This window comes from Tardiphaga sp. vice154, from assembly GCF_007018645.1.
GTDB lineage: Bacteria > Pseudomonadota > Alphaproteobacteria > Rhizobiales > Xanthobacteraceae > Tardiphaga.
Genome location: NZ_CP041399.1, coordinates 1755870 through 1769633 on the forward strand (window position 1 = coordinate 1755870; position 13764 = coordinate 1769633).

The window sequence follows — 13764 nt, forward strand, 5'->3', positions numbered from 1 at the left end:
CCGCCTCTGCAAGCTCTGGATTCGTGCCCGCGCGAAGCAGGCCGTGACGTCGGGAATCTATAGCGGTCGGGTATGACAAGATAGGCGTGCAGGCGGATGCCGCTGCCCACGTCTGCATGGCGATCGAGATGCGCGTACCGATGTACCGGATCAAAGTTAAAGGAGGTGGTGGGCGATGCAGGGATCGAACCTGCGACCCCACCCGTGTGAAGGGTGTGCTCTCCCGCTGAGCTAATCGCCCGAAGTCGCGCAATAAGAGCCGGGCGGGTAGCCCGGCGGTGCGTGACGCCAGTGGCGCGATTTAGGGAATAGGGGGCGGGGGTGTCAAGCCGCGCGGGCGGCGATAGCGAACATTGTTCGCAAGACGCCGGCCGATCCGCCTTCTCAGCCCTGCTGGACGTGGGTAGCTTGGCTCTGCAGCGCCTGGATGCGGTCGGCCAGCGTGGCATGGGCGGGAATTTTGGCGCCATTGGCGGCCTTGCCGATGTCCGCGGCAGGCGCCGCCGCGAGAATCGCTTCAATCTCCGAATTGGGACCTTCCAGCGTCATCGCCAGCCGGGCGACCTTGGCGGCGATGTCGTTGATGCGCTCCCGGAGCAGGGCGTTTTCGACCCGTTCGGTGGCCCAGGCGCTTTCGGCCTGCTGCCCGACCATCTTGAGTTCGTTCTGCTGCCGGGCGCGTTCTTCGCGAACCGTCTGCAGTTCGCGCTCGACGGCGACCTTTTCGGCCTGCAGCGTCTGGATCAGGCTGGCCGACGTGCCATCCTGGCGGGCGGCTACCTCGACGCGCAAATCCCTTGCGATTCGCTCCGATACCTCGGCGGCGTGGCGGAGCTGGCTGTTCTCGAATTCCCGCTCGGCCATGCGCCGGTCGTGGTCCGTCTCGGCGCTCTCCAGCTCGGTGATGCGGGTGCCAAGCCGCTCGGCCTCCTGGACCTGCGCCATCAATGAACGATCGAGATCGGCGACGCGCTGGCTGAGATTTTCGACGCGGCCGCGCGCCTCGCCGAGCAGCGCGGTGACGGTGGTGGTCTCGCCACGCTGCAGTTCAAGCTGTTGCCTGGTGGCGGCGAGGTCGCGCCCGGTATCGGAGACCTGGTTTTTCAGAACCTCGATCTGGGCCCGCGCGCTTACCAGCTCGACCTGGCGGCTGTCGGCCAGCATCGAGCGCTCGGAAAGTTCATGCGCGGTGCGGGCGAGTTCGGCCTGTTTGTCGGTCATGGCCTGCGCGGCGGCTGCGAGATCCGTGATCCGGCCGGCGAGGTCGGCTTCGGTCGCGGCCAGCTTTTCCTTCAAGGCGGCTTCGCGCGCCTCGAGGTCGAAGATCGTCGCGGCCTTCTCGCCCAGTTCGAGCTTGAGCCGGTTGACGGCGTCGGTCTTCTTGCCGATTTCGGCGAGATGGGCGGTGGTCTTGTTCCTGAGCTGATCGACATTGATTTCCAGCTTGCGCGCCGACATCGCGAATTCGGCGCGCAACTGGTCCTTGTCGGCCTGGATTTCCGCCATCGACAGCGGCGTGGCGGCTTCGAGCCGGCGCTTGGTGAGGCGCACGGCGCGGTGATGCACCAATGGTGCGATCGTCAGGGCGACCAGAATCGCCACCAGAAAACCGATCGCCAGATACATGATCGGCTCAACCATGACTCAAACTCCCACCCGCGAAAACGCAGGGGTTAGCATGCCATGCGGGCGGCGGAGAAGGCCAGTTCAACGCTTCGTTAACCTGAATGCGGCGGGGCGGCGCGGCGCGCGTCCGGCCGCCGCGATCAGAACGGATTCCAGGTCGCGCTCGGCGTGAACTTGAGATAGCCGATATTGGCGCCCAGCCGCAGTCCGAGGCCGGAGCGAATCGGCACCAGCACGATGTTGTCGGCGGTGAGCGCGGTCATGCCGAAGCCGCCGATGATGTAGGCGGAGCCGTCGATGCCGCCGAAACGCTGGTAGATCGCGTTGGTGGCCGGCAGGTTGTAGACCAGCGTCATGGTGCGGGCGCCGTCGCCACCCCAGTCGAAGCCGACCGAGGGACCCTGCCAGTAGACCCGGAGGTCGCCGGCATTCTTGGTATAGAGGGTGCCTTCGCCGTAGCGCAGCCCGGCGACGATCGCGCCGGAGCCTTCTTCGCCGAGAATATATCCGTTCGGCAGGCCCCATTGGCTGACCGCGCGCTCGATCACCGACGCCAGGCCGCGCGAGACATTGCCGAAGAAGCGGTGTCCCGCTGTGGTCAACTCGTCCGGTCCATAGCTCGAGGGCTGGGCGGCCGCCTGCCGTGGCGGACGCGGCTGCTGGGCCTGAGCCGGCGACAGGCCAACCGTCATCGCGGCCAGCATCAGCACAGCCAGGCGAGAAACGAACGTCATGAAGAAACCCCTAGGTATTAAAAGTTGACCGCGGCCTTAACCGGATGCTGACCAGCACGCCCTAAAGCTGCGTTCAATGTCCCCGACTCCCATACTATCGGTATCAACTATGACGGCACAACGGCGACAATTGATAGGGCATTGCCGCGGATTCGCCTTGATCTTGCTGCTCGCCGCAGTGCCGGTCCCCGGCCATGCCGGCACCACCGAACGCGTCGTCACCGATCGATTTACGGGCCTGGCGATCGCCGGTTTCGATCCAGTTGCGTATTTTACCGATGCCCGCCCGTTACCCGGCGATGCCGCCTTTGAACTGTCGGAGGCGGGCGTGGTCTGGCGCTTTCGCAACGAGGGCAACCGGGCGTCGTTCGCCGCGAATCCGGAGATCTACAGTCCGCAATTCGGCGGCTACGACCCTGTCGATGTCGCCCGTGGCGTCGCCTATCCTGGCAATCCGCAGCTCTTTCTGGTGCTGAACCAGCGGCTCTATTTGTTTGGGCACGCGGAAAGCCGCGACGCCTTCGCCGCGGCACCGGCGACCGCGCTGGCGGAGGCCCGCAAGCGCTGGACAACGCTGCAGGTCGAACTGTCGCGCTGACGCTCAGCCACGCGGCACGGCGGTGGGGTCGCCCCAGGCGATGAATTCCGGCACGATGAAATCCGCCCGATGGCCGCCATAGATCACCGCCCCGCCCTGGCTGTCGGTGACGATGCCGCCCGCGGCGACCACCACCGCCTGGCCGGCGGCGATGTCCCATTCGCAGGTCGGCGCCAGCCGTGGATAAAGGTCGGCGGCGCCCTCGGCGACCCGGCACAGTTTGAGCGCCGAGCCCAGCGGGACGCGGACGGCGCCCGGCCGGGCGTCGATCAGCGCCTCGGTGCGGGCGTCACCATGCGAGCGGCTGACCGCCGCGATCCACGGCGCGCCGCCCCGGGGCATGGCGCGGGTGCGGATCGGCGTCACCGAGCGGATACGGAAGTCCGGCGACATTTCGAGCCGCTCGGCGCCGCGGCCGACCAGCCCGCGCCAGATCAGCCCGAGATCCGGCGCGCCGACGACGCCCAACACCGGCACGCCGCCCTCCACCAATGCGATATTGACGGTAAACTCGCGGCGCCCGGCGACGAATTCCTTGGTGCCGTCGAGCGGGTCGATCAGGAACAGGCGACCGGGATAGGGCGGGCAGGCGAGCTGCAGGCGCTCTTCCGACAGCGTCGGAATATCCGGAAACAGCCGCGCCAGCCCCTCGGCGATGACGCGGTCGGCGGCGAGGTCGGCTTCGGTTACCGGCGAACCATCGGCTTTGCCATCGATCGACATCGCCTCGCGGTTGACCGCGCGGATCGCGGCCCCGGCCCTGGCCACCAGCCCGGTGAGCGGCGCCAGCAAAGCTGCGGTGTCATCGAGATCCAGTGCCGGATCGTTCTCCAATCTGTGGTTCATTTCCTCGCGCTCTGAATAGCCGTCCGACCGTGTTTCGGCCTTGTACGGCCGCATCCGCCTGCGTTGCGGTGGCCGCACCGTTCCCCACAGTGTATCAAGCCGTAAAGCAATGCCATGATTCGCCGTCCACCATACGGCCATCCAGGAGCGACCCGATGTCCGATACGCCCACTCCCGGCCTGGCCCCTGACGCGCTCGAACTGGCCGCACTGCTGTGCTCGCGGGTCTGCCACGACCTCATCAGCCCGGTCGGCGCCATCGTCAACGGGCTCGAAGTGCTCGACGACAATCCCAAGCCGGAAGACAAGGAATTCGCCCTCGACCTGATCCGCAAGAGCGCAAAGACCGCCTCGGCCCGGCTGCAGTTCTGCCGGCTGGCCTTTGGCGCGGCGGGCTCCGCCGGCGCACAGATCGACCTTGGCGACGCGGAGAAGATGGCGCGCGGCCATCTCGAGGACGCCAAGACCAGGATCGAATGGAATCCGACGCGCGCCTATCTTCCGAAGAACAAGGTCAAGCTGCTGCTCAACATGCTGATCATCGCGCAGCAGACGATTCCGCGCGGCGGCGTGCTGACTGTCGATCAGGTCGGCGAAGGCGACGCGCTCGGATTTCGCGTCAACGCGGCCGGTTTGAACGCCCGGTTACCGCAGAACATCGTCGCGCTGCTCAGCGCCGACCATGCCGGCAACGTCGATGCCCATGCGGTACAGCCTTACTATACGCGATTGCTGGCACAGGCCTGCGGCCTCAGCGTCAGCATGGCAGCCGAAGGCGAGGCCATCGTCGTGACCGCCGTTTGAACCGCTGTCGCGGTCCACAGCGTTAACGGCGCCTTACGGAAGTAGCCATAAACGCAGGCGGCTACCTACCCGGCGCATCTATCTGTCCAATCAGGGCTCTTACGGCCCGGATACGCAACCAATATTAAACGCTTTGCGGTGAAAGTAGCCACATTCCGAAACGGGTCGCGCAATCGCGCGCGTGGAATGCGAAGGCCAATTTCATGGACGATCTTCTGCGGGAATTTTTGACGGAAACCAACGAGAGCCTGGACACGGTCGACAATCAATTGGTCCGGTTCGAACAGGATCCGAACAACGCTAAAATTTTAGATAATATTTTCCGCTTGGTACACACCATCAAGGGCACCTGCGGCTTTCTTGGCTTGCCGCGCCTGGAAGCGCTTGCGCACGCCGCTGAGACGCTGATGGGTAAATTCCGCGATGGCATGCCGGTCACCGGAGAGGCGGTGACGCTGATCCTGACCACCATCGACCGGATCAAGGAAATTCTTGGGCAGCTGGAGGCCACCGAGGCCGAACCGGAGGGCGTCGATCAGGACCTGATCGATGAGCTTCATCACATGGTTGAGAAGGGGATGGCATCGATGAGCGCTGCGCCGCCGATCGTGCCGGACGTCGTTGAGGCACCGGCTTTGGTGGTGCCGATGCTGGAGCGCGAATTGCGTCCTGGCGAAGTATCGCTGGACGAGCTGGAGCGGGCGTTCCAGGAAACCGAGATCGAAGTGGCGCCGCCTGCGGCTGTCGCAGAACCCGCGCCGGTGGTCGCCGTGGTCGAGAAGGTCGCGCCGAAACCGGCAGCGAAGAAATCCGTCGTCGAGATCGAGACCCCGGAAGGCGACAAGGTCGCCAACCAGTCGATCCGCGTCAACGTCGACACGCTCGAACATCTGATGACGATGGTGTCCGAACTGGTGCTGACCCGCAACCAGTTGCTGGAAATCAGCCGCCGTCACGAGGATACCGAATTCAAGGTGCCGTTGCAGCGTCTGTCGACGGTGACCGCAGAGCTGCAGGACGGCGTCATGAAGACGCGCATGCAGCCGATAGGCAATGCATGGCAGAAGCTGCCGCGCATCGTCCGCGATCTCGGCGGCGAACTCGGCAAGCAGATCGAACTCGAAATGCACGGTGCCGACACCGAGCTCGATCGCCAGGTGCTCGATCTGATCAAGGATCCGCTCACTCACATGGTGCGCAACTCTGCCGATCATGGCCTTGAGACCGGCGCCGAGCGCGCCGCGGCCGGCAAGCCGGAGCAGGGCACGATCCGGCTGTCCGCCTATCATGAAGGCGGCCACATCATCATCTGCATCGCCGACAACGGCCGCGGTCTCAACACCGAACTTATCAAGGCCAAGGCGATCCAGAATGGCCTCGCCTCCGAAGCCGACATCGAGAAGATGTCGGAAGCCCAGATCCACAAGTTCATCTTCGCGCCCGGCTTCTCCACCGCGGCAGCTGTTACCAGCGTCTCCGGACGCGGCGTCGGCATGGACGTCGTGCGGACCAATATCGACCAGATCGGCGGCACCATCGACGTCAAGTCGGTGGCCGGCGAGGGCTCCAGCGTCACCATCAAGATCCCGCTGACGCTGGCGATCGTCTCGGCGCTGATCGTCGAAGCCGGCGGAGACCGTTTTGCGATCCCGCAGCTTGCGGTCGTCGAACTGGTGCGCGCGCGCGCCAATTCCGAACATCGCATCGAGCGTATCAAGGACACCCCGGTGCTGCGGCTGCGCAACAAGTTGCTGCCGCTGATGCACCTCAAGAAGCTGCTGCAAATCGACGACGGCACCAACTCCGAACCGGAGAACGGCTTCATCGTCGTGACGCAGGTCGGCAACCAGACCTTCGGTATCGTCGTCGACGGCGTCTTCCACACCGAGGAAATCGTCGTCAAGCCGATGTCCACCAAGCTGCGCCATATCGGCATGTTCTCCGGCAACACCATTCTGGGTGACGGCGCGGTGATCATGATCATCGATCCCAACGGAATTGCGCAGGAACTGGGTGCGGCCGGTTCGGCGGTTACCGAGATCTCCAACGAAAACATGTCCAAGCACGCCAATGCGTCCGAGCAGCTTACTTCGCTGCTGGTGTTCCGGGCCGGCTCCTCGCAGCCAAAATCGGTGCCGCTGGCACTGGTCACGCGGCTCGAGGAGATCGCCGCCGACAAGATCGAATCGTCGAACGGCCGTTATATGGTTCAGTACCGCGATCAGCTGATGCCCCTGGTGCAGATGGACGGCGTGTCGATCCATACCAGCGGAACGCAGCCGATTCTGGTGTTCGCCGACGAGCAGCGCTCGATGGGCCTGGTGGTCGACGAGATCATCGACATCGTCGAGGAGCGTCTCAATATCGAAGTGGCGGGCGCACAGCCCGGCATTCTCGGCTCCGCCGTCATCAAGGGGCAGGCGACCGAAGTGATCGACGTCGGCCATTTCCTGCCGATGGCATTCGCCGACTGGTTCACGCGCAAGGAAATGAAGGAGTTCGCCACCACGCAGTCGATCCTGCTGGTCGACGACTCCGCATTCTTCCGCAACATGCTGGCGCCGGTGCTGAAGGCGGCAGGCTACAAGGTTCGGGTTGCGATCAACGCGCAGGAAGGTCTGGTCGTGCTGCGCTCCGGGCAGGAGTTCGATGCCATCCTGACCGATATCGAAATGCCCGACATGAACGGCTTCGAATTCGCCGAAGCCATTCGGGCGGACCAGAAGATGTCCCACACCCCGATCATCGCGCTGTCTTCGATGATTTCGCCCGCGGCGATCGAGCGCGGCCGGCAGGCCGGCCTGAACGATTATGTCGCGAAGTTCGATCGGCCTGGTCTGATCGCCTCGCTGAAAGAACAGACCAACCAAACCACCAGTCAGGCGGCGTAAGATGACCATGACCAGCAAGACAACCACTTCCGGCGGCGCCATCACCGAATTCGTCACCACCATGATCGGTGGCCAGCTGTTCGGCATGCCGATCTCGCGCGTGCAGGATGTGTTCATGCCGGAACGACTTACCCGCGTGCCGCTTTCTTCCAGCGACGTCGCCGGCGTGCTCAATCTGCGCGGACGTATCGTTACCGCCATCGACATGCGCTCGCGCCTCGGCCTGCCGAAGAACGACGATGGCAAGCCGCCGATGGCGGTGGGCGTCGATCTGCGCGGCGAATCCTACGGCCTGCTGATCGACTCGATCGGCGAAGTCCTCAAGCTTGCCGACGACAGCCGCGAGGTAAATCCGGTCAATCTCGACCCGCGGATGGCGAAGATGGCCGATGGCGTTCACCGGCTCGACGGCCAGTTGATGGTCGTGCTCGACGTTGACCGCATTCTCGAAATTTCGCCCGACAAGCTGGCTGCCTAAGGCCGGCGCGCGCGCAATCAAACGTCCTTCGGGACACAGAGGCAGAGGCCGAAAATGAAGACTTGTCTGGTTGTCGATGACTCCAGCGTCATCCGTAAAGTTGCCCGCCGGATACTCGAAGGTCTGGATTTCGAGATCACCGAGGCCGAAGACGGCGAGAAGGCCCTGGAAGCCTGCAAGCGCAGCCTGCCGGACGCCGTGCTGCTCGACTGGAACATGCCGGTGATGGACGGCTACGAATTCCTGCGCAACCTGCGCCGGATGCCGGGCGGCGACGGACCGAAAGTGGTGTTCTGCACCACCGAGAACGACGTCGCGCACATCGCCCGCGCGCTGCATGCCGGCGCCAACGAATACATCATGAAGCCGTTCGACAAGGATATCGTGTCGGCCAAGTTTCATGAAGTCGGTTTGATCTAGGCTTCGCAACCGGGCGTTCGCGCCCGTTTCTGATCGTCACGCAAGTTCATTTGTAGCGTTCGTTGCGTCTGGTGAGTGATGAGTATTGCTGTGATGAGTGCCCCTGTGTCGGATACGGCGCGGTATGAGCCGTTGCGTGTCATGGTCGTGGATGACTCGGTCGTCATTCGCGGCCTGATCTCGCGCTGGATCGAGGCCGAGCCGGACATGACCGTCGCTGCTTCGCTGCGAACCGGGCTCGACGCCGTCAACCAGGTCGAGCGCATCAATCCCGACGTCGCTGTGCTCGACATCGAGATGCCCGAACTCGACGGCATCGAGGCGTTGCCGCAACTGCTGGCCAAGAAGCGCAATCTGATCGTCATCATGGCCTCGACGCTGACCCGCCGCAACGCGGAGATCTCGTTCAAGGCGATGTCGCTGGGCGCGGCCGACTACATTCCGAAACCGGAGAGCACCCGCGAGAATGCGGCCGCCGACGTATTCAAGCACGATCTGCTGCAGAAGATCCGCCATCTCGGCCACAAGGTACGGCGCCTGAAATCTGCTGCTGCGCCCTCGATCGTGCCGGCAGTGGCGAAGCCGGCGGCGCCGTTGACGGCGCTGGGGCCGGTGGCGGGGCAGGTCCAGCTCGCCAAGCGTCCGTTCAGCCAGATCATGCCGCGTGTGCTGCTGATCGGTTCCTCGACCGGCGGCCCGCAGGCGCTGATGACGCTGGTGGCCGAGATCGGCGCCGTCATCGACCGCGTTCCGGTGCTGATCACCCAGCATATGCCGCCGACCTTCACCACGATTCTCGCCGAACACCTGACGCGCACCAGCAAGCGCCCTGCGCACGAAGGCGTGGACGGCGAACTCGTCAAGCCCGGACAGATTTATCTGGCGCCGGGTGGCAAGCACATGCGCGTGGTCAAGCACGGCACCAATATCACCATCGCGCTCGACGATGGCCCGGCGGTCAATTTCTGCAAACCCGCGGTCGATCCGCTGTTCAACTCCGCGATCGATGCCTGGCAAGGCGCCATCCTGGCGGTGGTGCTGACCGGCATGGGCTCGGATGGCATGCGCGGCGGCAAGGACATCGTCGCCGCCGGCGGCGCCGTGATCGCGCAGGACGAAGCTACCAGTGTGGTGTGGGGCATGCCGGGGGCGGCTGCCAACGCCGGAATCTGCTCGGCAATTCTGCCGCTCAACCAGATCGCTCCGAAACTGGTTCGGATATTTTCGGGGGACCGCTCATGACGCCGGCCGATTACGACTACCTGCGCAAATTCCTGAAGGAACGCTCGGGCCTCGATCTCTCCGTCGACAAGCAGTATCTGGTGGAAAGCCGCCTGATGCCGCTGGCCCGCAAGGCCGGCCTCACGACGCTCGACGAGCTGGTCCAGAAAATTCGCGGCGGCTCGACGACGCTCGGCGCCGACGTGGTCGAGGCGATGACCACTAACGAGACGTTCTTCTTTCGCGACAAGATTCCGTTCGACCATCTGCGCGAGGCGGTGATTCCCGAACTGATCCAGACGCGCGCGTCGCGCAAGAGCCTGCGGATCTGGTGCGCGGCGGCCTCGACCGGGCAGGAGCCCTATTCGATCGCGATGTGCGTGAAGGAAATGAGCGCGCAACTCGCCGGCTGGCGCATCGAGATCATCGGCACCGACATCTCGCCGCAGGTGCTGGAGAAATCGAAATCCGGTCTCTACACCCAGTTCGAGGTGCAGCGCGGGCTGCCGATCCAGCTTCTGGTGAAGTACTTCAAGCAGACCGGCGAAATGTGGCAGATCAGCTCGGAGATCCGGGCCATGGTCCAGTATCGGCAGCTCAATTTGCTGCAGGACTTTTCCCATATGGGCAAGTTCGACCTGATCTTCTGCCGCAACGTTCTGATCTATTTCGATCAGGACATGAAGTCGCAGATTTTTGGCCGACTGGCCAAGGCGATGGAGCCGGGCGGTTTCCTCGCTCTCGGCGCCGCCGAAACCGTGGTCGGTCTGACCGACGCCTTCAAGCCGCAGGCCGACCGCCGCGGATTGTATCGTCCGACCGCCGTGCTTGCCGCGCCGTCGATCGTGCCGGGCATGGGTACGGGCATGAAGGTCGTCAGCGCGCGGTAGATTGCGCTTTCATTCCGGCATGCTGCAGACGGCGAAGCCGTACGATGCAGGTCCCAGCCAATCCAACTGGATTGGCTGGGATCCCCCGCGTGTTCCTCGTCACATATCGAGATTCCCCGCCACTCCAATCGGAGCGGCTGAGGTTCGCTCGCGCCCAGGAATGACAACAAGCGTTTCCCAAACAAAAACCCCGCCGTTTCCGGCGGGGCTCAGTTTCGGGAGGTTATGACGAACGCGCAGCAAGCGAGATCAGGCCGGGATGCGGATTTCTTCTTCGTGCGGCTCGCGCAGCACGTAGCCGCGGCCCCAGACGGTTTCGATGAAATTGCGGCCGTCCGACGCATTCGCCAGCTTCTTGCGCAGTTTGCAGATGAACACGTCGATGATCTTCAGTTCGGGCTCGTCCATGCCGCCGTAGAGATGGTTGAGGAACATTTCCTTGGTAAGCGTGGTGCCCTTGCGGAGCGAGAGCAGCTCCAGCATCTGGTATTCCTTGCCGGTCAGGTGCACGCGCTGGCCGCCGACTTCCACCGTCTTGGTATCCAGGTTGACGACGAGGTCGCCGGTCTGGATCACCGACTGGGCATGGCCCTTGGAGCGGCGCACGATCGCATGGATGCGGGCGACGAGTTCGTCCTTGTGAAACGGTTTGGTCATGTAGTCGTCGGCGCCGACGCCGAGGCCTTTGACCTTGTCCTCGATGCCGGCGAGGCCGGAAAGGATCAGAATCGGGGTCTTGATCTTCGACACCCGCAGCTGCTTGAGCACATCATAGCCGGACATGTCCGGCAGATTGAGGTCGAGCAGGATAATGTCATAGTCATAGAGCTTGCCGAGATCGACACCCTCTTCGCCGAGATCCGTCGTATAGACGTTGAAGCTCTCGGATTTGAGCATCAGCTCAATCGACTGCGCGACCGCGCTATCATCTTCGATTAACAAAACGCGCATGCCAGTCCCCTTTAGTCGCCGCTCCGGGCGTCAGGTCGGCCGCACTTGCGGCACCAAAAAACGCCTTTGAACAACTGATTCGGATCCTGACGACATATGGTTAACAAAACCTGATTCCCCTGTGCAAGACCAAACCGTGCAATTTTTGTCGAATCGCCATAAGATATTGCTGTAAAGGCAGTTTTTGTTCCCGCAGCCGTTCAAGTTCCACATTAAGAGTCAGCGCTAACCGACTCCATCGACTCGCCCTTCGTTCTGAAAAGCGAATGCTCTCAGCTTCCTCAGACAATGACGTAATGATTAACGATGCGGGTAAACACGGAGTTAAGGGTCTGCCGGCAATGCCTGGAAACTTAAGGTTTTCGCAATGAAAGCACTCGCGGAACAGATTGCCGATCTGGACGGCGTCAACATCTATGGACGGGTGGTTGGCGTCCGCGGGCTGATGGTGGAGATCGCAGGTCCCATCCATGCGATGTCGGTTGGCGCGCGAATCGTGATCGAGACCGGCACCAACCGCTTCATTCCGGCCGAGGTCATCGGCTTTTCCGGCACCAATGCGGTGGTGATGCCGTTTGCCGGGCTGGAAGGCGTGCGCCGCGGCTGCCGCGCGGTGATCGCCAATGCCGCCAGCCAGGTGCGGCCGTCGTCGGCGTGGCTCGGGCGCGTCATCAATGCGATGGCGGAGCCAATCGACGGCAAGGGGCCGCTGCTGCAGGGCCCGTCGCCGATGCCGTATCGCAATTCGCCGCCACCGGCGCATTCGCGCAACCGGGTCGGCGCGCCGCTCGATCTTGGGGTGCGCTCGCTCAACACCTTCCTGACCTGCTGCCGCGGCCAGCGCATGGGCATCTTCGCCGGCTCCGGCGTCGGCAAGTCGGTGCTGCTGTCGATGCTGGCGCGCAATGCCGATGCCGACGTCTCGGTGATCGGTTTGATCGGCGAGCGCGGTCGCGAGGTGCAGGAATTTCTGCAGGAAGATCTCGGCGAGGAGGGGCTGGCGCGCGCCGTGGTGGTGGTGGCGACGTCCGACGAACCGGCCTTGATGCGCCGCCAGGCCGCCTATCTCACCATGTCGGTGTCTGAATACTTTCGCGATGAGGGCAAGGACGTCATGTGCATGATGGACTCGGTCACCCGCTTTGCGATGGCGCAGCGCGAGATCGGCCTGTCGGTCGGCGAGCCGCCGACCGCCAAAGGCTATACGCCGACGGTGTTCACCGAACTGCCGAAACTGCTGGAGCGGGCAGGGCCCGGCACCAATCAGGGCTCGATCACAGGTATCTTCACCGTGCTGGTCGATGGCGATGACCACAACGAGCCGGTGGCCGACGCCGTGCGCGGCATTCTCGACGGCCACATCGTGATGCAACGCGCGATCGCCGAACGCGGTCGCTACCCCGCGATCAACATCCTCAAATCGGTGTCGCGGACGATGCCGAAATCCTGCGATCCCGCGTTCCTGCCGACGATTACGCGCGCCCGCCAGATCATGGCGACCTATTCCGACATGGAGGAACTGATCCGGCTCGGCGCCTACCGGGCCGGCTCCAGCCCGGAGGTCGACGAGGCGATCCGGCTGCACGAGCCGCTCGAGACCTTCCTGCGCCAGCGCAAGGAGGAGGTCTCGCTGCTGGGCGATGGATACAGGCAACTCGAACAAATCATTGGCAGTTTGGAAACGGAACGCTAACTTTGTCCGGTCATCATCTGACCCAGAGTAGAGTTTGTGCCGGCGCCTTCCTTACGGGAGACCGGTGGCGTCCCGCGTATGATTTGGGACTTCTGGGGAGTACGAGTCGATGAAGTCACGTGACACGCTGATCCGACTGAAGAAGTTTCAGGTCGACGAGAAGCGGCGCCGGGTCAATCAGATCGAGAGCATGATCGCCGATTTCCAGCGCATGTCGGTCGATCTGGAGCGCGAGATCCAGACCGAGCAGGACCGCGCCGGCATCCAGGATCCCTCGCACTTCGCCTATCCGACCTACGCCAAGGCCGCGATCCAGCGCCGCGAGAACCTGACGCGCTCCGCCGACGAACTGCGCATCCAGCTCGAGGATGCCAAAAGCCTGCTCACCGAAGCGTTCGAGGAATTGAAGAAGGTCGAATTGCTCGACGAGCGCGACCAGGCCCGCGAACGCGCCGAGGAAAGCGCCCGCGAGCAGGCCGACCTCGACAGCATCGGCCTGATGCGGGCCCGCATCGGCGCCGTTGCCTGAGCGGCGAAGCCATTCATGCAATATCGAGCCCGGACCGCGAGGTCCGGGCTTTTTGTTGCGCGCTGTCCACAGTCCATGCCGTGC

The 13764-nt window shown here is 63.5% G+C and carries 13 protein-coding genes and 1 tRNA gene; 9 read left to right on the forward strand and 5 right to left on the reverse strand.

Annotated elements, in window-relative coordinates; translation table 11 throughout:
- Window positions 1-166 precede the first annotated feature (166 nt).
- The 3 genes from FIU28_RS08225 to FIU28_RS08235 all read right to left on the reverse strand — a co-directional run bounded on the left by FIU28_RS08225 (window position 167) and on the right by FIU28_RS08235 (window position 2360).
- A tRNA-Val gene (locus tag FIU28_RS08225) sits at window positions 167-241 on the reverse strand.
- 143 nt (window positions 242-384) lie between these two features.
- Window positions 385-1641 (reverse strand): hypothetical protein, encoded by a 1257-nt coding sequence (locus FIU28_RS08230; RefSeq protein ID WP_143572466.1) that lies wholly within the window; start codon window positions 1639-1641, stop codon window positions 385-387.
- A gap of 125 nt (window positions 1642-1766) precedes the next feature.
- The gene (locus FIU28_RS08235; RefSeq protein ID WP_143572467.1) at window positions 1767-2360 is read right to left on the reverse strand and encodes a DUF1134 domain-containing protein; all 594 of its coding nucleotides are present in this window, start codon (window positions 2358-2360) and stop codon (window positions 1767-1769) included.
- Window positions 2361-2469: 109 nt separating this feature from the next.
- Between FIU28_RS08235 and FIU28_RS08240 the strand changes: the two genes are divergently transcribed.
- Complete coding sequence (locus FIU28_RS08240; protein ID WP_143572468.1) at window positions 2470-2958, forward strand: YHS domain-containing (seleno)protein; 489 nt, start codon at window positions 2470-2472, stop codon at window positions 2956-2958.
- Window positions 2959-2961: 3 nt separating this feature from the next.
- On the opposite strand, the gene cysQ is transcribed toward FIU28_RS08240, so the two are convergent.
- Window positions 2962-3804: a 3'(2'),5'-bisphosphate nucleotidase CysQ gene (gene cysQ, locus FIU28_RS08245; protein ID WP_143572469.1), complete on the reverse strand. Its 843-nt coding sequence runs from the start codon at window positions 3802-3804 to the stop codon at window positions 2962-2964.
- A gap of 155 nt (window positions 3805-3959) precedes the next feature.
- Here cysQ and chpT point away from each other — a divergent pair, with 155 nt between their 5' ends.
- The 6 genes from chpT to FIU28_RS08275 all read left to right on the forward strand — a co-directional run bounded on the left by chpT (window position 3960) and on the right by FIU28_RS08275 (window position 10507).
- A complete protein-coding gene (gene chpT / locus FIU28_RS08250; RefSeq protein WP_143572470.1) occupies window positions 3960-4607 on the forward strand; it encodes a histidine phosphotransferase ChpT in 648 nt (215 codons plus the stop codon).
- Window positions 4608-4810: 203 nt separating this feature from the next.
- Window positions 4811-7498 (forward strand): hybrid sensor histidine kinase/response regulator, encoded by a 2688-nt coding sequence (locus FIU28_RS08255; protein ID WP_143572471.1) that lies wholly within the window; start codon window positions 4811-4813, stop codon window positions 7496-7498.
- Window positions 7499-7505: 7 nt separating this feature from the next.
- Complete coding sequence (locus FIU28_RS08260) at window positions 7506-7976, forward strand: chemotaxis protein CheW (RefSeq protein ID WP_143572472.1); 471 nt, start codon at window positions 7506-7508, stop codon at window positions 7974-7976.
- Between the two features lie 54 nt (window positions 7977-8030).
- Window positions 8031-8396 (forward strand): response regulator, encoded by a 366-nt coding sequence (locus tag FIU28_RS08265; RefSeq protein ID WP_143572473.1) that lies wholly within the window; start codon window positions 8031-8033, stop codon window positions 8394-8396.
- Window positions 8397-8474: 78 nt separating this feature from the next.
- Window positions 8475-9638 carry a protein-glutamate methylesterase/protein-glutamine glutaminase gene (locus FIU28_RS08270; protein ID WP_143572474.1) on the forward strand — a complete coding sequence of 388 codons (1164 nt, stop codon included), beginning with the start codon at window positions 8475-8477 and terminating at the stop codon, window positions 9636-9638.
- Window positions 9635-10507: a CheR family methyltransferase gene (locus FIU28_RS08275; RefSeq protein WP_143572475.1), complete on the forward strand. Its 873-nt coding sequence runs from the start codon at window positions 9635-9637 to the stop codon at window positions 10505-10507. Before FIU28_RS08270 ends, FIU28_RS08275 begins: the two co-directional genes overlap by 4 nt.
- Before the next feature lie 249 nt (window positions 10508-10756).
- Here the strand turns inward: FIU28_RS08275 and ctrA are convergent, their stop codons facing one another.
- Entirely contained in the window at window positions 10757-11458 is a 702-nt protein-coding gene (ctrA, locus tag FIU28_RS08280) for a response regulator transcription factor CtrA (protein ID WP_143572476.1), read from the reverse strand.
- A 367-nt stretch (window positions 11459-11825) separates the two neighbouring features.
- On the opposite strand from ctrA, the gene fliI reads away from it, so the two are divergent.
- Window positions 11826-13151 carry a flagellar protein export ATPase FliI gene (gene fliI, locus FIU28_RS08285; RefSeq protein ID WP_143572477.1) on the forward strand — a complete coding sequence of 442 codons (1326 nt, stop codon included), beginning with the start codon at window positions 11826-11828 and terminating at the stop codon, window positions 13149-13151.
- A 109-nt stretch (window positions 13152-13260) separates the two neighbouring features.
- Window positions 13261-13680, forward strand: coding sequence for a flagellar export protein FliJ (gene fliJ, locus FIU28_RS08290; protein ID WP_143572478.1), 420 nt, complete (start codon window positions 13261-13263; stop codon window positions 13678-13680).
- Window positions 13681-13764: the final 84 nt, after the last annotated feature.